This window comes from Allobosea sp. BK604 (assembly GCF_004341515.1).
GTDB lineage: Bacteria > Pseudomonadota > Alphaproteobacteria > Rhizobiales > Beijerinckiaceae > Allobosea.
Window position 1 is genome coordinate 573,547 of sequence record NZ_SLZF01000003.1, and the last position, 21,756, is coordinate 595,302.

Genomic DNA, 21,756 nt, shown 5'->3' on the forward strand with positions numbered 1-21,756 from the left:
GGCCCCGGCCTCATCCGTCATGGCCGGGCTTGTCCCGGCCATCCACGTCCCACTGGCATCCGCGTCGCAAGGCGTGGATACCAGGCACAAGCCCGGGCATGACGCTCGCGCCCGTCTACGGATCCCCGCCATGCTCATCGCCCAGATCACCGACCTGCATATCCGTCCGCTCGGCAAGCCGGCCTATCGCGTCTCGGAGACCAATGCGCTGACCGAGCGCGCGCTCGACGCCGTCGCCAATCTGCGCCCGCGCCCCGACGTCGTCGTCGTCACCGGCGACCTGACCGATTGCGGCCTCGCCGAGGAATATACGCTGCTGAAGCAGCTCTTGAGCCGGCTCGGAATTCCCACGCTGCTCCTGCCCGGCAACCATGATCGCAGGGAGACGCTGATCGATGGGCTCGATCTCGGCCCGCACGCCGTGCTCGAAGCCGGCTTCATCCAGTTCGTCGCCGATCTCGGCCCGATGCGCCTGATCGGCCTCGACACTCTGGTTCCCGGCCAGAGCTCCGGTGCGCTCTGCGAGGCCAGGCTCGCCCTTCTCGACAAGGCGCTCGATGGCGCCAACGGCAAGCCGGTCGCGATCTTCATGCATCACCCGCCGTTCAACTGCGGCATCCGCCATATGGACGCGATCCGCCTGCTCGACGGCGCCGAGGAATTCCGCGCCATCGTCGCCCGCCACCCCAACGTCGAACGCATCCTCTGCGGCCATCATCACCGGCCGATCCAGGCGCGCTATGCCGGCACCCTCGCGCAGATCGCGCCGAGCGTGACGCATCAGGTCACGCTCGACATCACCGATGACGGCGCCGCGACCTTCCACATGGAGCCGCCGGCCTATCTGCTGCATCACTACAGCGAGGGCGCCGGGCTCGTCAGCCACATGGCCTATGTCGAGCGCTATCCCGGCCCCTATCCTTTCGTGCTCGATGCCGACTATCCCGGCGCACATGCCTGAAGAGTGAAAGAAATTGACGGCGCCCGCCCTCAGCCATAGAGGCTAGCCGCCAGAAAGCCCTCATCCCGGGGAGCCGCTCAGGCGGCACCCCGGCATGGGGGCTGAACCGTTTCGGAAACGCGTGAAAAAAGGAGCGCGCCCATGACCAGCTGGCCCATGCACGGCAAGATCACCGGTCCGATCGTGATGATCGGTTTCGGCTCCATCGGGCGCGGGACGCTGCCGCTGATCGAGCGCCATTTCGAGTACGATCGCAGCCGCTTCGTCGTGATCGATCCGCATGACAGCAACCGCGCCCTGCTCGACGAGCGCGGCATCCGCTTCATCCAGGAAGGCCTGACCAAGGAGAATTATCGCGCCGTGCTCGAGCCGCTGCTCACCGAGGGCGGTGGCCAGGGCTTCTGCGTCAACCTCTCGGTCGATACCGGCTCGCTCGACATCATGCAGCTCTGCTCGGAGCTCGGCGCGCTTTATATCGACACGGTCAACGAGCCCTGGCTCGGCTTCTATTTCGACCACAGCAAGGGCGCGGCCGAGCGTTCCAACTACGCGCTGCGCGAGATGACGATCGGTGCGAAGCACGCCCGCCCGGCCGGCACCACCACGGCGGTCTCCTGCTGCGGCGCCAATCCCGGCATGGTCTCCTGGTTCGTCAAGCAGGCCCTGCTGAACCTTGCCGCCGATCTCGGTCTGCAGACGCCCGAACCCAAGACCCGCGCCGAATGGGGCGCCTTGATGCAGCAGGTCGGCGTCAAGGGCATCCATATCGCCGAGCGCGACACCCAGCGCGCCAAGCATCCCAAGCCGCGCGACGTCTTCGTCAACACCTGGTCGGTCGAGGGCTTCGTCTCAGAGGGCATGCAGCCGGCCGAGCTCGGCTGGGGCACGCACGAGAACTGGATGCCTGAGAACGGTCGCACCCACGAGGCCGGCTGCCAGGCCGCGATCTACCTGCTCCAGCCCGGCGCCAACACCCGCGTCCGCACCTGGTGCCCGACTCCGGGAGCGCAATACGGCTTCCTCGTCACCCATAACGAGGCGATCTCGATCTCGGATTATTTCACCGTGCGCGACGGCAAAGCCGTCTACCGGCCGACCTGCCACTACGCCTACCACCCGGCCAACGACGCCGTGCTCTCGCTGCACGAGATGTTCGGCAATGGCGGCAATGTCCAGGAGCAGCAGCACATCCTCGAGGAGAACGAGATCGTCGACGGCATCGACGAGCTCGGCGTCCTGCTCTACGGCCACGGCAAGAATGCCTACTGGTACGGCTCGCAGCTCTCGGTCGAGGAGACCCGCCGCATCGCCCCCTACCAGAACGCGACTGGCATGCAGGTGACCTCGGCCGTGCTCGCCGGCATGGTCTGGGCCCTCGAGAACCCGAATGCCGGCATCGTCGAGGCCGACGAGATCGATTTCCGCCGCTGTCTCGAAGTGCAGTTGCCCTATCTCGGCCCGGTCGTCGGTGTCTACACCGACTGGACTCCGCTCGATGGCCGCCCCGGCTTCTTCCCGGAGGACCTCGACACCAGCGATCCCTGGCAGTTCAGGAACATCCTGGTGCGCTGAGAGCGCGCGCGACTCCACGGATCGTCCATTATCGGAAAGGGAGGGTTTGGCGCGGCCAGACCCTCCCTTTCGTTATTTTGATCGATCGCCGGCGCCATCTCAGTCGCGCTGGTGAATCAGCCTCCAGATCGCCTGCGGGGTCGCCGGCATGTCGACATGCCGCACGCCATAGGGTGCGAGCGCATCGACGATCGCGTTCATCACCGAGGGCAGCGAGCCGGCGCAGCCGGCCTCGCCGCAGCCCTTGGCGCCGACCGGATTGGTCGCGGTCGGGATGCCCTGGCTCATGAACGAGAAGAACGGCACATCCGCAGCGCGCGGCATCGCGTAGTCCATGTAGGAGCCGGTCATGAGCTGGCCGGATTCGTCATAGGCCGTCATCTCATAGATCGCCTGGCCGATGCCCTGGACGACGCCGCCATGGAGCTGGCCCTCGACGATCATCGGGTTCACCAGCGTCCCGAAATCATTGACCATGAAGTAGCTGGCGATCTCGATCTGTCCGGTCTCCGGATCGATCTCGACCTCAGCGACATGGCAGCCATTGGGATAGGCCGATGGCGCCGCCTTGAAGACATGGTCGACATCCAGCGTCTGCGGCAGCCCCTCGGGCAGGGCCGGCCCCGTCCGCAGCCTCGCGGCGAGTTCCATGATGCCGATCGAGCGGTCGGTCCCGGCGATGGTGAAGCGGCCCCGCAGGAATTCGATATCGGCGACAGCCGCTTCGAGAAGATGCGCAGCCGCGGCCTTGCCCTTCTCGATGACGCGGTCACCCGCTTCCATGATCGCCGAGCCGCTCGCCATGATCGATTTCGAGCCACCCGTCCCGCCGCCGGCGATCAGCCGATCGCTATCGCCCTGCACGAGACGGATCTTGTCGAAGGGCACGCCGAGCTTGCTCGTCAGCACCTGCGCGAAGGGCGTCCAATGGCCCTGGCCATAATCGAGCGTGCCGGTGACGATGGTGACGCTGCCATCAGCCTCGAAATGCAGGCCGCCCATCTCGTTGCTCGGCGGCCCGGTCACCTCGAGATAGCAACCGATGCCGCGGCCGCGCAGCTTGCCGGCCTTCTGGCTGCCGCGAAGCCGCGTTCTGTAGCCGCCCCAATCGGCAACTTCGAGGGCCTGCGCGAGCAGCGCGGGGAAGTCGCCGCTGTCATATTTCGTGCCGACCGGGGTCGTCCAGGGCAGCTGCTTCGGCGCGATCAGGTTGCGCCGCCTGAGCGCCGCCTTGTCGATCCCCATTTCCGCGGCGGCGGTGTCGATCAGCCGCTCCATGAAGTAGTTCCCTTCCGGACGGCCGGCACCGCGATAGGCCGCGATCGGCACCGTATTGGTAACCACGCATTTGGTCTGCACCTCGACCAGCGGCGTGCGGTACATGCCGACGCTGTTCTTGCCGAGATTCATCGTCGCCATCATCGGCCCGAAGGGCGTGAGATAGCCGCCCATATTGCCGATGCCCGTAAAGCGTGTCGCCAGGAAGGTGCCGCGCGCGTCGAGCGCGAGCTCGGCCTCGAAGACCATGTCGCGACCGTGATAATCCGAAACGAAGCTCTCTGACCGCTGGTCGGTCCATTTCACCGGCTTCTTGAGAACACGCGCCGCATGCAGCAGCACGACATATTCGGGGAACACCGAAGACTTCATGCCGAAGGAGCCGCCGACATGGCCGGTGACCAGGCGCATCCGCTCCTGCTGGACACCCATCGCCGCCGCGAGGTTGTTGCGCATGCCGAAAGCGCCCTGGCTCGCCGCGTGCAGCGTGTAGCGCTTGCTCTTGCGATCGTACGCGCCGACGGCGGAACGCGGCTCCATCGCGTTCACCACGACGCGGTTATTGACGATGCGGAGCCTGGTGACATGGGCGGCGCCGGCAAAGGCGGCCGCGACCTTCCCGGCATCGCCATAGTGGAAGTCGAGGATGACGTTATCGGGAACATCGTCATAGAGCTGTGGCGCGCCGGGAGCGATCGCCTCCTCCCCCGTCGTGACGGCGGGCAGGACCTCGATATCGAGCGCCACGGCCTCGGCGGCGTCGCGCGCCTGAACGGCGGTCCGGGCCACGACGGCCGCCACCGGATCACCGACGAAACGGACCTTGTCGGTCGCCAGCGCCTGGCGGACAGGCTTCTTGATCGGCGTGCCGTCGCGGTTGGGAAAGTCGATCTGGCATTTCAGCAGCCCATAGCCCTGGCCCTCGAGATCGGACGCCGTATAGACCGCGACGACGCCCTTCATGGCTTTGGCGGCTGAGATATCGATGCCGCGGATCACGCCATGCGCATGCGGGCTGCGCACGAAGGCGGCGTAGAGCTGGCCCTCGAGTGACACGTCGTCGGTGTAGCGCCCCTCGCCGCGCACCAGGACCGGGTCCTCATTGCGCGGGACCGGCTGGCCGACACCGAATTTCATGATGGAGAGGTCGTCTGGGGACATGCGCATATTCATGACGAGGTACCGCGATCAAGGCCTGCACTGGTCGGCAGGCAATCACCCTATAGTGCCTCAAAAGGCTGGCGCCCCGCCTTGCGGATGTCGCATGGGCGATATCCTCATGGGGATCAGCGTCTACCGCATTTTCGAGCGAAATAGGCACCGGTTCGCGGAAGGAACGCGATAAATCAAAAGCCTGGAGAATTTTCGCGCTTCGAGGAAACGCGGAAGTTCTCTAGAGCATTTTCGAGCGAAGTGGATACCGGTTCGCGTGAAGAAAATGCGTCAAAACAAGTAGATAGAGAATTTTCGCGGTTCGAAGAAACGCGGAAATGCTCTAGTAGCGATTGATCCGCATCACGTCATCGATCGCCGCCAGGCCTGACTGCGCCTGCGCTGAGCCATTGGCGCGGTAGAGCGCGCGAAACACCTTGCGCGCGTCGCCATACCGCCCGAGGTTGAAGTAGGACCAGCCGCGCAGCATCATCAGGTCCGTGGTCTCAGGCGCGTAGCGTGCGCGCTCCTCCAATGTCACCAGGGCCGCGTTGTAGTTCTTGGCGTCGTAGAGCGCGTAGAAGCGCTCGGACAGAAGAAGTGCCGTCATGTCCTGGCGGCGCGCCGGGGCGATCGGCGCCAGTGTAGCCGAGGCGATGGCGTCTGCGGTGAGCCCCTGCTGCAGCTGCGCATAGACCTTCCCCGCCGCTGCATCCTGGACGACAGCGGCCGAGCCTGTGCGCAAGGCCGCCTCGAACGCTTCGGCCGCCGCGGCCGGGCGCTTGAGATTGAGCAGGCACCACCCTCGCGCCAGGGCGGCCGCGCCGGTGCCGCCGCCACCGCAGGTTCCGCCGGCCACGCGAACACGTGGCGACTGCGCGGCAGCTCGCTCCGGAGCCCTGTCCGCGCTGCGCTCGACCGGCCTTGTCTCCTCTGCTCTCGCAACTGCTTCCCGCCTCGTGAGCGGCAAGGGCTCACGGCTGGCGATCGCCGGCGGCTCGGCGTCAGGACGAGGCGTCTCCGGCCGGGACAACGGAGCCTGGCGGGCGCCAGGCCGGAGAATATCGGCGATGCGCCGCGAGCGCGGCCCCCATTCGGCGACCAGCTCGCGCAATCCTGCCTGGTCGCGCAGACGCTGGCGCGTGAGTGCGAGCCCATAGGCGGCCTGCTCCAGCCCGCGATCCCAGGCGAGCGCGGTCTCGAACCAGGTCTTGGCCGCGGCGGTCTGGCCGGAATTATAGGCGTACCAGCCGAGCCCGCTCGCCCCCGAGGCGTAGCGCTCGGCACTCACCGTCTTGGCGATACGGCCGAGGACAGTCGGGTCGAGACGGGGCGGCGGATCCTGCGCGATCAGGGACGTCGCCGCGTCGAGATAGGCCTTGCGATTGGCGGCCTCGGCCTGCAGCCATTGCGAGCCGAGCTCTTCCGCCTGTTGGTGATCCCTGGCCGCGCTGAGTGCGAGCACGGCGCCCTCTGCCGCCTTGGCCCCACCATTGCGGGCGAGCGACGTCTTGAACCAGGTCGTCGCCTTGGCCGGGTCATTATGCCGGAGCGCATAGAAACCAAGCAGCGTCGCATCGTCAGGCGTGCTCGCAGCTCCGGCAAGCGCCTCGATCCGGGCGATTTCCTCGGGCGTGGCGCTGAGGGAAGGCTCCTCGGCCGCCTTGCCGATATGCCGGCGCGCGAGATCGTCGCGAATGCTGGAGAATTCACCTGAGCGCTCCTGCCCAAGCAGCGCGATCGTCATCTCCTCCGGCAATGCCAGCAGGGCCTTCTGCATCGTCGCCAGCCGGTCGGCCGGGTTGGGGCAGTTGGTGAGGACATAGGAATAGGCGTCGCGGGCGCGATCGGCGCGCTTGGTCTGGACGAATGCATCGGCCACGCGCCAGAGCGCGTCGACATTGGCACATGTCAGCAGCGCCGGCGTCTCGGTGCCGATCCGGATCACCTGCTCCCATTGCCGCGCATTCGAGGCGTTGACGAGCCGCTGCGCCGCCTCGGCCGTGTCGAGCTGCTGGACGAGGTCGGGGGGCGGCTGCCAGTTCGGATCGGCGGTGCTGCGCTGGGCGATCGCCGCTCTCGCCTCGCTGAATTTGCCTTCGCCGAACAGGCTCCACATGCGTGCGAGCTCGGGATCGCCCGTCGACACGGGCGCGGTCAGGTCCGTCGGCGGCTTCCATTCCGGATAGAGCGCGCGCAGCCGCGCCATCTCCGCCTCAAGCCGTCTGGTATCGCCCTGCGTCGCGAAATAGCGCAGGGCGCTTTCATCGACCACGGGAGGCGGCGAGGGCTGCCCTGGCGCGCCGGCAGGCGGGCGTGGCGTCTGGGCCAGCTCGACCTCGGGCTGCGGCTTTTCGGCAGGCGGCTTTCCCTGCGCGAAGGCTGTCCTGACAACCGCCTGGAATTCCGGCGAGACCAATTGCTCATGGCCATAGCGCCCGAGGGCGTAGAACAGGCCGCCCGAAGCTGCGGCAATGAGCAGGACCGCCTTCACATGCATCGTGGATACCTCTCGGTCAGCAGCGAGAGGGCGAGCAAATGCAGCGTCGATGGATAATAGGCCGTCGGCTCGAACGTCTTGAGCTCGGCCGGGATTGCCGTCCCGTCGAGCGCGCAGGCGATGCTCGCGGCCAGAATGCGGTAGCCCGGATCAGGCAATTGCTCCACCGCCCGGCCGCTGCGGACATCGATTGTGGCGGTACCGGAGGACCAGGCGCTGCGGATCGGCGCGAAACGCCCCGGCTCGGCGTGGCCCGCGCGCAGGAGATAGAGCGGAATCCTAATGGCGTTGTAGCTGAATTGCGCCGGAAAGCCCTCGGCTGGCTTGGGCTCCGCCTTGACCGAGAGCCAATCCGCCGGCGGCGTCTTGGTCTTCGCCACTGCATCGAGCAGCTTCAGGCCAGTGGCCTGGACCTGCAGCCAGCTGCCGTCTTCCGTGAGCTGCGCGAGGACGGGAAAGGCCTCGAAGATCCAGTAGGACGGGTTGACCACGGGGCCGTCGGCACGCTCCTTCTCGCCAAAGCCCTGCGCGCCGGGCATCAGCCAGGTCTCACCCTTGCGCTTCAGCAGCCCGACCTTGGCCAGCGAGCGCGCGAGCTGGCGGGCTGCGGCGGTGTAGCTCGGCATGTTCCAGCCGGAGCCAGCGCGGGCCAGCGCATAGGCGATCAGCAGGTCGCCGTCGCTCGCATTGTTGATGTCGGTGATATGGGGCGATGCGCCCGGATCCCAGCGCCAGGCCGCGAGCCCATCGTCGCGGATCAGCAATTCGGTTCGGGTGAAGGCGAGGATGCGGGCGAAGGTGGTCCGGTCGCCGGCGAGATAGGCCAGCAGCAGGCCGTAGCCCTGGCTTTCGCTATGGCTGATATTGCCGTTGGCGTCGTCGACGACGCGGCCATCCGGCATGACGAATTTCTCTCGGTAGAGCTGCCAGGCTTCGGCGGGAACCGTCGCCTGCGCTGGTAGCGCCATCGCAAGAGCCAACATCGCTGCGACGAAGGTTGCCAAAGCTCTGATCATCGCTGTTGTCCCAACCGGCGCAGCACCAGGGAGGTTCCGATGCCGAGACAGATGCAGGCCATCAGCAGGGCCAAGGCATAGACGGCGATATTGCTCGACATCCAGTTCGCCAGGACGAGGCGCATATTGGCCAGGCTGAACGGCCTGGTCATGACGAAGGAGGTCGTGTCCGCGGCCTGGACCTGGAAACCCTGCGAGCCCTGATAGGCGGTGAGCTTTCCGGAGAGCGCGGCCCAATTGCCGGGCATGGTGAGGCGCGCCACCGTGCTTTCGAGCGCAGCCTCATGGCGTACGACGAAGGCGGTCCAGACCTGTCTCGTATCGGGATCGGCGGCCTGCGCCACGATCATGTCGGTTCCCGAGGCCGGCTCATAGAGCGTGGTCGAGGTGATCGGAACGCGCAGCTGCGCGAAGGACAGGTCGAAGGTTCGCTGCAGCCATTGGTCGAGCGACACGAAATACCCGGCGAAGGGCCCGCCCAACGAGCCGCGCCAGCGGTCGCGAAGCTCGTCCGTCGTGCGCGGAGCGGTGTCGGCGGTGGTGGACTGCGGCCGGCCCTGCCGCCCCTGGAAGCCCTTGATGACCGCATCGAACACGGCAGAGCCCTCGCTGTCCGGGCCAACGACGACATCGTCGGATCGTGACGGCCAGGTCGTGCGGACATTTTCGGCGATGCCGACCCGCGGCAGGATGCCGGATGGCAGCTGGCCGGCGGCACCGATCACCAGGGCCGGCTGTCCCGAGACGGCGCTCGGACTGGCCAGGGCATCGATGGCGAGCGGGCGGCTGGCCTGCTGGGCGAGGCGCGCCAGAAGCGTCGCGGCTGCGCCATAGTTCGCAGCATCGTGCCGCCCCAGGATCAGGGCGGTCCGCGGAGCGACCGAATAGGGGAAGGCTGTGCCCGCCGTCGCGGCCAGGTTGGGTCTGAGCCCGATCTTGGCGAAATCGGGAAATGCCAGCGCACTGGTGTCGAACAGGGCGAAGCGGCTCCGTCCGGGCAGGGTCGCGCCAGGGCCGCAGGCGAGGTCCGAATTCGTCAGGGTCACGGCCTCCAGCCAGATCTCGTTGATGCCGGAGCGGAAATTGCGCAGCGGCACCTTGATCGGGAAATGCTGGAACAGGCTGCCGCCGGATTCATTCAACGGGACCGTGGCCGCGACATTGCCGTTGACGAAGACCTCGATATGGCTGTCGCCGGGCCGCACCTCGGCGGAATAGGCACCGTCGAGATAGAGCCTCGCCTCGCCATACGCCCTGGCATAGAAATCTCCGGGAAAGGCGACGACGGCGCGCACGCGCAACCTGCGGCCGGTCGATTCCTGGCTGGGTATGCCGAGCTCGGAAAAAGGCAGGACCTGCTCGTCCGAGATGAAGGGCGCATCGGGCAGGTGCCAGGTCGCCGTATCCATGACCTTGCGGCTGATATTGCTCGGCCGCGCCACGGTATTGGTCAGGTTGGTCTCGACGATGCTCTCGATGTCCTGCCAGCTGTTGCCGGTGATCAGCAATGTCGACGGACCGAGCTTGGAGCTGGAGATGAAGCCGAGGAAGCTGTTCCCTCTCGCTTGCTCGGGCACCTCACCAAGCAGGTCGGGTAGTTCCGCACTGGTCGCCAGCACGATGGTGAGCGTCCCTGGGCGAGCCGGGCCGACAGGGCGCTCGGAGACCTGAACGACCGGCTGGCTGAAGCGGCCGCGCAACGCAATGGCTTGGGCGACGGCGAAGATCGGATTGGCCGCAACGGTTCGGGGCACGCTCGGCGCGATGATCCTGAGCGTCGTCTGGCCGCTCTCGTCGGCGCCGACGGCCGGCAGGTCGTCGATGCTGCGCAGCCGCCGCAACGCAGCCGAAGGCGATTTGAACGAGAGCCCCGTGCCGGCGCCCTCGATCCGCGTCCAGAGCTCATAGGTCGACGCGACGCTGCAATCGGTCCGGTGCCGCTGGACGGCCTCGAAACGGATCGTGTTCTGGCCAGGCCGCAACAATCCCTTGCGAATCGTCGCGGACAGGCGGGCCTGCCGGACGGAGGAGGCGATCGGCGCTTCCAGCGCCCGTTCGCCATTGACGCGCACGGTTAGCCGGGACGCCTCGGGCATGACGACGAGAGCATTCTGATAGGCGACGTTGAGCTCGATATCGGCGCCGGCCTCGTCCTGGGTCAGATAGAACGCCCAGGTCCTGGCATCGGCCTCGCCTTCGAGGCTCACGCGTGCGGCCGGCAGCAAGGGCCTGAACGCGGAACCGGCTGCAGCCTCGCGTGGTGCGGCCGGTATCGGCTTGGCGAGCTCAGGCTTAGGCGGCTCAGGTTTGGGCGGCTGAGCCGGAGCCTGCACCGGCGGCGCGCCGAAAGGCGCGGCCCCGGAGGGACTGGGCTTTGGCGGCGCGATCGTGAATGGCGCGACCGGTTTGGGGGGGTCCTGCGCCGGCGCGGACGAGACCACTGCCGCAGCGGCCGGCAGCGCGACGGCGAACATCCTCAACACCCTGGACAGCGCCTGGCTCGTCATTCCGCGGGCTCCACCTTCGGCGGATTGGGCTGGGCGGGATGGCTGAAGCGGGTTAGCCCGAGGAAATAGGACAGGCCCCGGCTGGTCTGGAAGATCGCGATCCTGAGAAAGCGCAGCGTTCCGTAGATCACGCCCATATTCTGGCGCCGGCGCTCCTGGAAGCGGCGCCAGGTCTCCGAATTGGAGAAAACCAGATCCGCGATCATGCGGCTGTGCAGCGGCTCCGAGACCTCGTAGCGGCAGCCCAGCAGCACGCCCTTGTCGTCGCGCTGGACCCGCATGACCTTGATCGGCAATTCCCCGCGCGGCATGTCGATCGTGGTCTCGAAGGATATCAGCGCCTTGCTACCGACCGGCAGCCTGTCGAAGGCGGAGGACATCATCCTGATGCCGATACCGTCGACGGAGGCGTTCTCCGTCATCATCGGCGCGGTCTTGCCCTCGACCGTGATCTCTCCCGTCCGCTGGACTGCGAAGCGCCGCGCTGCCCGGCCCTCGGGCCGCTCCGAAACGACGCCGAGCGCGCAGCCCGCCATCAGCAGGTTGAGGATATTCCAATAGCCGACGACGAGCGTGGTGTCGGCATTGTAGGGCTGGACGATCGTGCGCCAGTAGGTGGCGATGAGCCCGAGCGTCAGCACGGCGAAGATGATGAAGAAGGGCTTGCCCAGCTCCGAGACGCGACGCGTGTCGAGCGACTCGTTCTTCGCCGTGACCTTGAAGGTCGGCTTGCTCGGATTGAGCATGACCGAGATCAGCGCAGGCAGCAGGTAGACCGACTGGATGAATTCGTAGAGCTCCGAGATCCACGGCCAGCGATAGCGGCCGTAGAGATAGTTCTGCATCATCAGGTTCACGACCATGTAGCTGAGGATGTAGGCGAGGAACTCCGCCCCTGAGGCGGTGAAGATCTCGAGCCCGAAGAACAGGTAGAACAGCGGCGAGATCAGGAAGATCAGCCGCGCGAACGGGAACATCCAGAACAGCGCCGAGGACGTGTAGCAAAGGCGTTGCGGCAGCGAGAGCCCGCGCTTGAACAGCGGCCGCTGGTAGAACAGGATCTGCAGCATCCCCTGCGCCCAGCGCGAGCGCTGGCCGATGAAGCTCGCGAAGGTAGCGGGCTGCAGCCCGGCGATCAGCGGCTTGTCGACATAGATGCTGTTCCAGCCCTTCGCATGCAACGTGATCGCCGTCTCGGCATCCTCGGTGATGCTCCGTCCGGCGAAGCCGCCGGCGGCATCGAGCGCCTCACGCCGGAGCACGGCGGCGGAGCCGCAGAAGAAGGCGGCGTTCCACTTGTCGAGGCCGCGCTGGATGATGCCGTAGAACATCTCGTTCTCGGACGGCATGTGTTTGAATGTCTTGAGGTTGCGCTCCAGCGGATCCGGATTGATGAAGAAATGCGGGGTCTGGACGAGGAAGAGCTTCGGGTCGCGGCCGAAATAGCCAATCGTCTCAGTGAGGAAGTCGCGCGCCGGCGCGTGATCGGCATCGAACACGACGATGAGGTCGCCGGTCGAGTTGGCGAGGCCGTTATTGAGATTGCCCGCCTTGGCGCTGAGATTGCGGGCCCGGGTGAGATAGGTCACGCCGAGCCCGGTGCAGAGCTCCTGCAATTGCGCCCTGCGCTCCCGCGCGGCCTTGGCGGAAAGGTAGTTGTCCGAGGCGCATTTCTCGTCGGTGCCGCCATCGTCCAGCAGATAGACCTGCATGCGCCCGGCCGGATAATCCATCGCCAGGGCGGCCGAAAGCGTGGTGGCGAGCAGTTCCGCATCCTCGTTATAGGACGGCACGAAGACGTCGACGGTCGGTGCGTTCTCCTGGTCGATCGGCGGAGCCTTGCGCGGCGGATGCGGCATCGCGACCACGAACAGGCTCAGGAAGAGCATGCCGATATTGTAGAGCTCGGCGAGATAGAGGATCAGGCCGGGAATGAAATCCTCGATCTGATTGACCGGCGGCAGGGTGCTCGTCGTGCGCCAGTAGAGGTAGCGCAGCACGACTGCCGTCCCGAGGCCGAGCGCGATCAGGCGCCAGACCCCGAGCGGGCGCAGGAACTTCAGCAGGATCATGGCGGAGACGACGATCGTCCCCGCGATCAGATGCGCCTGCAGGCTGATCGGCAAGGTGACGAGAGCGACGACGACGGCCGCAATGATGGCCCAGACGATGACGTAGATCGCTATTCGCATCGATTCATCCAGCGGCGATGGCTGTCCTCATGGGTTGGCCGGCGGCGGAACGGTCGGATACCCTTCAAGACGCCGCTCCGGGGCCAAGGTTTCAGCGGGTTCGACGCGGCTCGGCGCTGGTCGCGGCCTCGCAGCCCTGGCGCGCGCAGCAGCCCGCGGCGGGAGCTCGGACACCCCTCCGGCACCGGGCTGGACGAACGGGTAGATCGGCGCGCCGGCCTTGCCGAGATTGGCCGGCGGTGGTGGCGCATTGCCGATCGGGTTCCAGCCGGAGCGGGCGAGCGAGCCATTGATCGAATAGTCATAGGCGAGGCGCAGGAGCGAGGCCTCCGTCGCGCGAGGATCGCAAACCCTGATCCTGATCGAGACCGCGCCTGATTTGGACCGGAATACGCTGTCGCCGGGCGAGAGCCCCTGCCATGCATAGAGGCAGGCCTCGCCGCCCACGCCATGGCCGAACGCATAGCTGAAGGGCCCGTACTTGTTCTGGACGAAGACCGCGGACGGTGCCATCGCCACGCCCGGCAACCGCTCCTCCATCTCACGCGAGACTGCATAATCCTCGAGCGACGGCACCTTGAGCAGGTTGCCCTCGACGCCCTCGCTGTCGACGACATCGGCGGAGGTGAAGAAGGCGGCATAGATCGCGTTCTCGCCCGGCGTCGCGCCGCGCGTCGCGAGCCTGATCTCCTGTGAGACCGCATTGTCATAAGACCGCTGGGTGACGGCCACGATGGCGGGCCCGCCTGGCGGGGGCAGCACCAGGGAGCGGTCTGGTGGAACGGCTACGGCCCGTGTCGCCACCTCCACCTCCGAACGATCGAGCTTTTGCCCACCACATGCGGCGAGGATCGCGCACAGACCAGCGGTGGCGAGGACGCTGTTCGCTATAGTCATCGTTCGATCAGCCGGTCTCCTAGTCGGCGGCTGGTGCCACCGGTGAAGGATCAATCATCGTAAAACGAGCCGGCGCATTAGTGCGCAACGGCTTTGGGGCATCACTTAAAAGAGGTTAACAAACGCAGACCTTTGAACGGCACGATGGCCTCGGTGCCCCCCGGCCCGTGCACTGTCGATGATTCGCGCGACATGGCCAAGTCGAATGGTGATTTGATTGTGGGCGCAGCAAGCGGAGCGGTCCGATGCGGCAATCGCGCGGGGCGCATTCATGATCGACCCGGTAGCGCGTCTTCGTGGATTCGGCGCGATGGGATCAGAAAAGCAAAAGGGAGGGCTTGGTCGCGCCAAGCCCTCCCTCGATATGAAATCCACAAAAACTCGGCTGAGACCGACCGAGCTATCGGCCGATCCCGCGCCCGCTATGCACGGCCATCAAGCGCCCGTCGAACTGCCTGCCCTCAGCGCGGCAGCTCGATGATGTTGGCGAAGGGGTTGACGCCACCGCCGATGCGGGGCGGCAAGGTCGCGTCGCCATAAAACTCGGCCGTATTGCTATAGACCGGGCTCGCATAGAAGAACTGGCTGGCATAGCGGTTCATCGAATTGACCGGCACGACATTGCCCGGGTCGAGATAGCTGCGCTTCTGCACCGTGACGCGCAGCGGCTGCCGACGCGACTGCGCCGCCTCGGCCAGGGAGACCATGACGGTCGACGCCGCCATCGCGACGGCAATAACGGCTGCAAGACGCTTGAGCGAACGCATGACGGCAACTCCAAAAAGATGCGGCACTACATAGGATATGGGGACGAAAGGACCGAGCAGAAGTATACCCTGGCGCAGTTAACGTTTTTGTTAGCGCATCGGCCCGAAAACTGGATTGCGGCTTTCGGAAAAGCCGATGCGAGAACGGGAAAATGGATCATCGCATCGGATACGGTATCCGGTAAGAGGACCTAGCGCGGCCAGAGCGGAAACGCATCGCCGGCCTGGCCGCCGCGCAGGCGGACCACGCCGCCACTGCGATTGCGGACCGGATCGCGGGTTCCCGGCGGATAGAAGGTCGCGTTGCTGCAAAGCGGCGCAGCCCCGGCCCGCACCGTGAGGTAGGTCAGGGCGGGGGAGATCCGTTCCGTTTTCTGCAGCTGAAGCCGGTCGATCATGCAGGCCACCGGCCCGGCATCTGCGGTCTGCCGGCCGGCAGCGCAATAGAAGCCGCCAAGCGCGAATTCCGCCGTCTCGAACGCGTTGCGGAAGACGATGCAGGTCCGGTACTGCCCGTCATTCTCCCGATAGATCAGATCGCGTCCGGTGAAGCGGCCCCAGCGCGTCGTCATGTCGTAATGCGGCCCGCCAATCATCGGCCGGACGGCGCGGAGTGGCTCGAACTGCCAGAAGACCGGCGAATTCAGGCTGAACGGGCGGCCATCGTCGCTGCGCTCCGCCAGCACCATCGCCGCGAAAGCCTGTCCCGTACCCGGACCACCGAAGAGCCAGCCCTCTTCGCGCCCGCGCGCCGGATGCGTCGTGATCAACGGCGAAGCGCTGACCGACGCGAGCGCGTCGACGCTCCAGGCTATCGCCGGCTTGCCGATCCCGATCGTCGGGATGTGGCGGATCAGCCACCACGCGACGAGCAGGATCAGCAGGAAGACCAGTGTCCCGAGCGCCAGGAACATGAAGCGCGCCGTGCCCATGGCAGCGCGCCCGGTTGCGCTCAGAACCGAGAGAGTCTGCGACGGTGCCTCGGACATGGCTATTGCTTCGGATTGGCCTTGGGTCGCTCGGCGGAAGCACTGCGGGTGCGCAGGGCCGGCGCGGCGCCGTCACCGTCGAGCCAGGAGGTCTTGCGCCCCGTCGCGGACAGGCGCGGCGGCGAGCAGGCCGGCTGGCGCTTCAGTTCCGTGCGGGCGAAGACGGCATGCAAGGTGCGGTCGTCACCCGCGCTGAGCAGATCGACCCGGTCGAGCAGGCAGATCAGCTGCTGCCGGTCGGCTGGCCGGTTGGCCGCGCCGCACCACCAGCCGCTCAGTGAAAGCTGCGCCTCGCTCATGCGGTGCCGGAAGCCGATGCAGGAGCGGCTCGTCTCGCCGTCACCGAGCGTCGTATCGGCGGTCTCGACCAGCCCGAACTTGGTCTCGATCCCGGTCGGCGTGCCGCTGCGCTGGACCGACATGCCGCGCCCGGCCGCCTCGCGAACCAGTGCGATCACGAAGGGTTGCGAGAGCTGCTCCTCCTTCGGATCGAGCAGCATGCGCAGCACCAGATGCGGCTTTGCCTCGGTGAAGCTGCCGAAGGCGAGCACATCCTCGCGCTTGGTTCCGTCCTGGCTGCGGCGCGCCTCATAGGCCGGCGCCTGTCGGTCGAGCTCGGCGGAATCGAGGCCGAACATCGCGATCGGCTTGGCGATCCTGATCCAGCCCTCGTCGCCCAGCACAGGACGCGGCTCCTGGCGGACGTCCCGCACCAGCCGTGATCCGACAGCTGGAATCTCGGTCAAGGTGGCGAGCCGCGGCTCGCTATCGTCGGAGGAGAGCGCGGTGACGAGCGCGGCGCTGAGGCCGATCCCGGTCAGCGCCGCAAGGCCGCGCCAGGCCAGGGCGGCGCTCAGCCCCAGGCTCCAGCGGCTCGGCCCGGAGGCGAGCAAGCGCAGGAGCGTGCGGCAAGCCGCCTCGATGCGATCGGCTGCGCTGATCAGGGCGCCAACGCCATCGAAGGCTCCGAGCCTCGCCTTCGGCATGGCCGCCAATGACGGAGCGCGCTGCGCGACCGCCTCGCAAACCTGCCGCCAGGCAGGCAGTGCCTGCAGACGCTCCCTGAGAAGTGACGTGAACTGACCCGACACGACCGAACCCGACCTGCGCGCGGGCGCTCTTCGAGCCCGCGCTATCCAACCCGGCCGGCAGCCTCTCTCAAGCCCGGTCAGCGCCCGGTTACCAGGCGAAAGTGATCCTGTTTCAGCGTGAATGCCGGGTTAGGGAGCAAGGTTAACGCCGCGCCGCATGGAAGGCCCGACCGAAACGGATTGACTTTTGACGGGCGGAGGTGTTCTCACATCCCGTCGTGCGGTCTATGCGCATGACCGCGAATGCTTGCAGCCCTTGGGATTGGTTGACGTGACCTTCCGTCTGACGACGAAACGCACGACCAAACCGGCGACCGGGACCACCCGGACGCTGCGCTGACGCTTTCGCCTCGGTTCCGGGCCCCTCCCCCCCGGCGGGGGCTAAGTCCGACCCGCCTCGATCGGCGGGCCGGCATTCCCCGGGGAGACAGAACCGGTCACCCAAAAGGATCAAGATCATGAGCTTCAAGGTCGCGGTTGTCGGCGCCACAGGCAATGTGGGCCGCGAAATGCTGGATATCCTGGCCGAGCGCGCCTTCCCCGTAAGCGAGGTCGTCGCGCTCGCCTCCTCCCGCTCGGTCGGCACCGAAGTCTCCTTCGGCGACAAGACGCTGAAGGTGCGCGCGCTCGAGCATTACGATTTCTCTGACACCGATATCTGCCTGATGTCGGCCGGGGGCGAGATCTCCAAGCAGTGGTCGCCGAAGATCGGCCAGCAGGGCTGCGTCGTCATCGACAATTCCTCGGCCTGGCGCATGCATCCCGACGTGCCGCTGGTCGTGCCGGAGGTGAATGCCGCCGCCACCGCCGGTTTCACCAAGATGAACATCATCGCCAACCCGAACTGCTCGACCGCCCAGCTCGTCGTGGCGCTGAAGCCGCTGCATGAGCGCTTCAAGGTCAAGCGCGTCGTCGTCTCGACCTATCAATCGGTCTCCGGCGCCGGCAAGGAGGGCATGGACGAGCTCTTCAACCAGACCCGCGCCGTGTTCTCGGCCGGTGAGGTCGAGACCAAGAAGTTCCCCAAGCGCATCTCCTTCAACCTCATCCCCCACATCGACGTCTTCATGGAGGACGGCTTCACCAAGGAAGAGTGGAAGATGATGGCGGAGACCAAGAAGATCCTCGATCCGAAGATCAAGCTGACCGCGACCTGCGTGCGCGTGCCGGTCTTCATCGGCCATTCCGAGAGCGTCAACATCGAATGCGAGGAGCCGATCACCGCCGACGAGGCGCGCGAGGTGCTGCGCACCGCTCCAGGCGTGCTGGTCATCGATAAGCACGAGCCGGGTGGCTACATCACCCCGCACGAGGCTGCCGGCGAAGACGCGACCTATGTCTCGCGCATCCGCGAGGACAATACCGTCGAGAACGGCCTCGCCTTCTGGTGCGTCTCCGACAACCTGCGCAAGGGCGCGGCGCTGAACACGATCCAGATCGCCGAAGTGCTAGTCAACCGCAAGCTGATCCAGCCGCGCAAGCAGGCAGCCTGAGCCAATAGCCCGGGAATCTCAGGCAATAGCGAAGGCGGGCCGGGCGGCCCGCCTTTTCCTTAACGATTGGTGACTGGCCGGCTCGCGGAGATGCATGGGTCCCGTGTCGCCTTTGCGTGCGGGATTTGGCGCGAACACTGTTAGCGTCACGTCTCCTCACGCATTGCCAGCCCCGTTGACCCTACCGCTCACCCCCGACAGGCCTGTGCCCCTGCTCGCCGCCAAGGCAGAGCCGGTGTCGCTGCGCCATGACGCACCGCTGCGCGGTATCGGCCTCGTCCTGCTCGCGGCGATGTTCTTCTCGTCCTCGGACGTGATCTCGAAATATCTCGCCGCGAGCCTGCCGGCGCTTCAGATCACCTGGATCCGCTACGCCACCTTCGCCGGCCTGATGCTGGCGGTCGTGGCGCATGGCGGCCACGTGCATCTGCGCACCAGGCGGCCGGTCCTGCACATCCTGCGCGGCTGCGGCCTGGTCTGTTCCTCGATCGTCTTCGTCACGGGGCTGCACTACCTGCCGGTCGCCGACGCGACGGCGACCGGCTTCGTCACGCCGCTCTTCGTCACCGCCCTCTCGATTCCGCTGCTTGGCGAGCGCGTCGGCTGGCGGCGCTGGGCGGCGACACTGGTCGGCCTTGCCGGTGTGTTGATCGTGGTCCGGCCAGGCGGCCAAGGCTTCCAGCTCGCCTCGCTGCTGCCGATGGTCTCGGCGTTGAGCTGGGCCTTCGGCCTGATCTTCACCCGCATGATGAGCGGGACCGAGAACCCGATCTCGACCATGACCTATTCGGCGCTGGTCGGCCTCGCCGTGGTCAGCCTGTTCGCACCGTTCTACTGGCAGCCGATGACGGCCGAAGAACTTGTGCTCTGCCTGCTGGTCGGCCTCATCTCGACCACCGGCCACTGGTTCATGATCCTGGCCTTCCGCCATGCCGACGCCTCGGTCCTGGCGCCCTTCACCTATTCGCAGCTGTTCTGGGCTTCGCTCTTCGGCTTCTTCCTGTTCAGCGCCCTGCCGGATGTCTGGACGATCGTCGGCTCGGTCGTCATCGCCTGCTCGGGCCTCTACACCGCCCATCGCGAGCGCATCCGCGCCCGCGAGATCATGGCCGCGAGGACCGGCGCGCGCTGATCTCGTCGGCAGGGGCGGCTGAGCTCAGGAGCCGGACTTGACCGCGTAACGCGCCATGAACATCTCGACGGCGGCCTTGACCACCCGCGCGATCTCTTCTTCCGAGGGTCGCTCGCGCACGGCATTGAACAGCCGCGGCCGCAGCAGGGTCGACTGGCTGAGGTCGAGGAACTGCGAGGCGGCGAGCGCCGTATCGTCGATCGCGAGCTTGCCCGCCCTGACCTGCGCCTCGAGATAGCCGGCAAGGCGCTTCGTACCCTGCAACGGGCCGTTCTCGTAGAACTCGCGACCGAGGTCGGGCATGCGCTCGGCGACACCGATCACGATGCGATGCGCGCTCACCGCGAAATCGCAGGCCAGCAACCGGATCAGCCGCTCGCCGAAGGTCGCAAGCGCATGGGCCGGATCGGGATCATCCTCCAAGGCCTCATAAGCCCCGCGCTTCTGGCTTTCGCGCTCGCGCTCGATCAGGGCGAGGAAAAGGTGCTCCTTGTCCTCGAAATAGACATAGAGCGTGCCCTTCGAGACATTCGCCGCCGCGGCAATCTCGCTCATGCTTGCAATGTCGAAGCCGCGCGAAAGGAAAACTTCATGCGCTCCGTCCAATATCTGGCGGCGCTTCTCCGGGTCGGCCCCGGCAATCCGCCGCCGACGCGGCATCTCGATTGTGTCTGACACCGTGCTCGTTCCATCCGGCAGCGCAGTTCGCGCTGCGCCGCAAAAATAAATCGAACCGATCAGTTCGATTTCGCTTGATATGCATTATTGCCCGCGCTATTTCAACCGAAATCGAACCAGCTGGTTCGAATTATATCAGCGACAGGAATGTCCATGTCTGCCGAAACCCTTTCCGACAAGCCGCAGGGTCAGGCCGGGGAACCGCGCCGCGACCGGTTGAAGCTCGTCGAGACCGTCGCCGAGACGGCCAATCCGCAGCCGCAGGCCCGCCAGACCGGCGAGGCTGCCGCCAAGGCCGAGGCTCCCGCGGCGCAGAAGCCGAAGCGCAACACCGTGCGCAAGCTCGGCCTCACCCTGCTCGCCGGCGTGGCGCTGACGGCCGGCGCCTATTACGGCGTCGACTGGTGGCGCAACGGCCGCTTCATCGTCACCACCGACGATGCCTATGTCGGCGTCGAGATGGCGACGATCTCGGCCAAGCTCTCGGCCAACGTGACCAATGTCGCGGTCGCCCGCAACGAGCAGGTCAAGACGGGACAGCTGCTGGTCGCGCTCGATGATGGCGACCAGCGCATCGCGCTCGAGAGCGCCAAGGCCAAGAGCGCCACGGCCGTCGCGACCCTCTCGCGCATCGACAGCCAGATCGACGCCGGCAGGGCGAGCCTGCTGCAGGCTCAGGCCCAGGCCAATTCGGCCGAGGCCGATCTCGTGCGCGCCGATGCCGATTTCGCGCGCGCCAGCAAGCTCGCGGCCAATTCCTTCGGCTCGCAGGCGACGCTCGACGCCGCCACCGCGACCCGCGACAAGGCCCGCGCCGCGATCGCCAGCACGGCGGCCGGCGTCAGCGCCGCCGAGGCCAATATCAAGGTGCTGCAGGCGCAGCGCGTCGAGGCCGCCCGCCAGCTCGACGAGCTCAAGGTCGCCGAGGACAAGGCCGCGCGCGACCTTTCCTTCACCAAGATCTATGCGCCGATCGATGGGCTCGTCGCCAATACCGGCGTCCAGCTTGGCGACCTCGTCAGCCCCGGCAAGCGGCTGATGTCGATCGTCCCGCTCGACCAGATCTATGTCGATGCGAATTTCAAGGAGACGCAGGTTCGCGAGCTCAAGATCGGCGACAAGGCGACGATCAAGGTCGATGCCTTTGACGGCCACAGCTACACGGGCACGGTCAGCGGCATCGCCGGCGGCACCGGCTCTGTCTTCTCGCTGCTGCCGCCCGATAACGCCACCGGCAACTTCACCAAGATCGTGCAACGCCTGCCGATCCGCATCGCGCTCTCGCCCGAGACGGCCGCCCGCGGCGTGCTGCGGCCAGGCATGTCGGTCGTCGTCTCGATCGACCCGCGCACTGGCGCTAAGCATTAGAGCATTTTCGCGCGAAACGGGTACCGGTTCGCGTGAAGAAAACGCGTTAAACAAAGAGATAGTCCGGATATCTCGGCCCTCATCCTGAGGAGGCGCCCAAGCGCCGTCCCGAAGGATGATCCAGCGCCCCCTTGAGCATCCTTCGAGTCGCGGGCTTGCGCCC

Annotated in this window: 15 protein-coding genes; 5 read left to right on the forward strand and 10 right to left on the reverse strand. The window is 66.3% G+C overall.

Annotated elements, in window-relative coordinates; all coding sequences use genetic code 11:
• The first annotated feature begins 130 nt into the window (after window positions 1–130).
• A complete protein-coding gene (locus EV560_RS12140) occupies window positions 131–961 on the forward strand; it encodes a phosphodiesterase (protein ID WP_131855994.1) in 831 nt (276 codons plus the stop codon).
• A 141-nt stretch (window positions 962–1,102) separates the two neighbouring features.
• The gene (locus EV560_RS12145) at window positions 1,103–2,533 is read left to right on the forward strand and encodes a homospermidine synthase (protein ID WP_131855995.1); all 1,431 of its coding nucleotides are present in this window, start codon (window positions 1,103–1,105) and stop codon (window positions 2,531–2,533) included.
• Between the two features lie 99 nt (window positions 2,534–2,632).
• Here EV560_RS12145 and EV560_RS12150 read toward each other — a convergent pair whose 3' ends face one another.
• From EV560_RS12150 to EV560_RS12190, 9 genes are all read right to left on the reverse strand, one after another.
• Window positions 2,633–4,972: a xanthine dehydrogenase family protein molybdopterin-binding subunit gene (locus EV560_RS12150; protein ID WP_248312006.1), complete on the reverse strand. Its 2,340-nt coding sequence runs from the start codon at window positions 4,970–4,972 to the stop codon at window positions 2,633–2,635.
• A gap of 334 nt (window positions 4,973–5,306) precedes the next feature.
• Window positions 5,307–7,463 carry a tetratricopeptide repeat protein gene (locus tag EV560_RS12155; protein ID WP_131855996.1) on the reverse strand — a complete coding sequence of 719 codons (2,157 nt, stop codon included), beginning with the start codon at window positions 7,461–7,463 and terminating at the stop codon, window positions 5,307–5,309.
• A complete protein-coding gene (locus tag EV560_RS12160; protein WP_131855997.1) occupies window positions 7,454–8,479 on the reverse strand; it encodes a family 8 glycosyl hydrolase in 1,026 nt (341 codons plus the stop codon). Before EV560_RS12160 ends, EV560_RS12155 begins: the two co-directional genes overlap by 10 nt.
• Window positions 8,476–10,986, reverse strand: coding sequence for a cellulose biosynthesis cyclic di-GMP-binding regulatory protein BcsB (locus EV560_RS12165; protein WP_131855998.1), 2,511 nt, complete (start codon window positions 10,984–10,986; stop codon window positions 8,476–8,478). Before EV560_RS12165 ends, EV560_RS12160 begins: the two co-directional genes overlap by 4 nt.
• On the reverse strand, window positions 10,983–13,178 hold the full coding sequence (bcsA, locus tag EV560_RS12170; protein WP_131855999.1) for a UDP-forming cellulose synthase catalytic subunit: 2,196 nt from the start codon (window positions 13,176–13,178) through the stop codon (window positions 10,983–10,985). Before bcsA ends, EV560_RS12165 begins: the two co-directional genes overlap by 4 nt.
• A gap of 27 nt (window positions 13,179–13,205) precedes the next feature.
• Complete coding sequence (gene bcsN, locus EV560_RS12175; protein WP_131856000.1) at window positions 13,206–14,075, reverse strand: cellulose biosynthesis protein BcsN; 870 nt, start codon at window positions 14,073–14,075, stop codon at window positions 13,206–13,208.
• Window positions 14,076–14,536: 461 nt separating this feature from the next.
• Window positions 14,537–14,842 carry a hypothetical protein gene (locus tag EV560_RS12180; protein WP_131856001.1) on the reverse strand — a complete coding sequence of 102 codons (306 nt, stop codon included), beginning with the start codon at window positions 14,840–14,842 and terminating at the stop codon, window positions 14,537–14,539.
• Window positions 14,843–15,033: 191 nt separating this feature from the next.
• Window positions 15,034–15,831: a hypothetical protein gene (locus EV560_RS12185; RefSeq protein WP_131856002.1), complete on the reverse strand. Its 798-nt coding sequence runs from the start codon at window positions 15,829–15,831 to the stop codon at window positions 15,034–15,036.
• A 2-nt stretch (window positions 15,832–15,833) separates the two neighbouring features.
• Entirely contained in the window at window positions 15,834–16,817 is a 984-nt protein-coding gene (locus EV560_RS12190) for a hypothetical protein (RefSeq protein ID WP_165923429.1), read from the reverse strand.
• Between the two features lie 563 nt (window positions 16,818–17,380).
• Here EV560_RS12190 and EV560_RS12195 point away from each other — a divergent pair.
• Window positions 17,381–18,415, forward strand: coding sequence for an aspartate-semialdehyde dehydrogenase (locus EV560_RS12195; RefSeq protein ID WP_131856004.1), 1,035 nt, complete (start codon window positions 17,381–17,383; stop codon window positions 18,413–18,415).
• A 205-nt stretch (window positions 18,416–18,620) separates the two neighbouring features.
• Window positions 18,621–19,547 carry a DMT family transporter gene (locus tag EV560_RS12200; RefSeq protein ID WP_248312007.1) on the forward strand — a complete coding sequence of 309 codons (927 nt, stop codon included), beginning with the start codon at window positions 18,621–18,623 and terminating at the stop codon, window positions 19,545–19,547.
• A 24-nt stretch (window positions 19,548–19,571) separates the two neighbouring features.
• Here EV560_RS12200 and EV560_RS12205 read toward each other — a convergent pair whose 3' ends face one another.
• Window positions 19,572–20,207, reverse strand: coding sequence for a TetR/AcrR family transcriptional regulator (locus EV560_RS12205; protein ID WP_131856227.1), 636 nt, complete (start codon window positions 20,205–20,207; stop codon window positions 19,572–19,574).
• Window positions 20,208–20,378: 171 nt separating this feature from the next.
• Here EV560_RS12205 and EV560_RS12210 point away from each other — a divergent pair, with 171 nt between their 5' ends.
• A complete protein-coding gene (locus EV560_RS12210) occupies window positions 20,379–21,593 on the forward strand; it encodes an HlyD family secretion protein (RefSeq protein ID WP_131856006.1) in 1,215 nt (404 codons plus the stop codon).
• Window positions 21,594–21,756 lie beyond the last annotated feature (163 nt).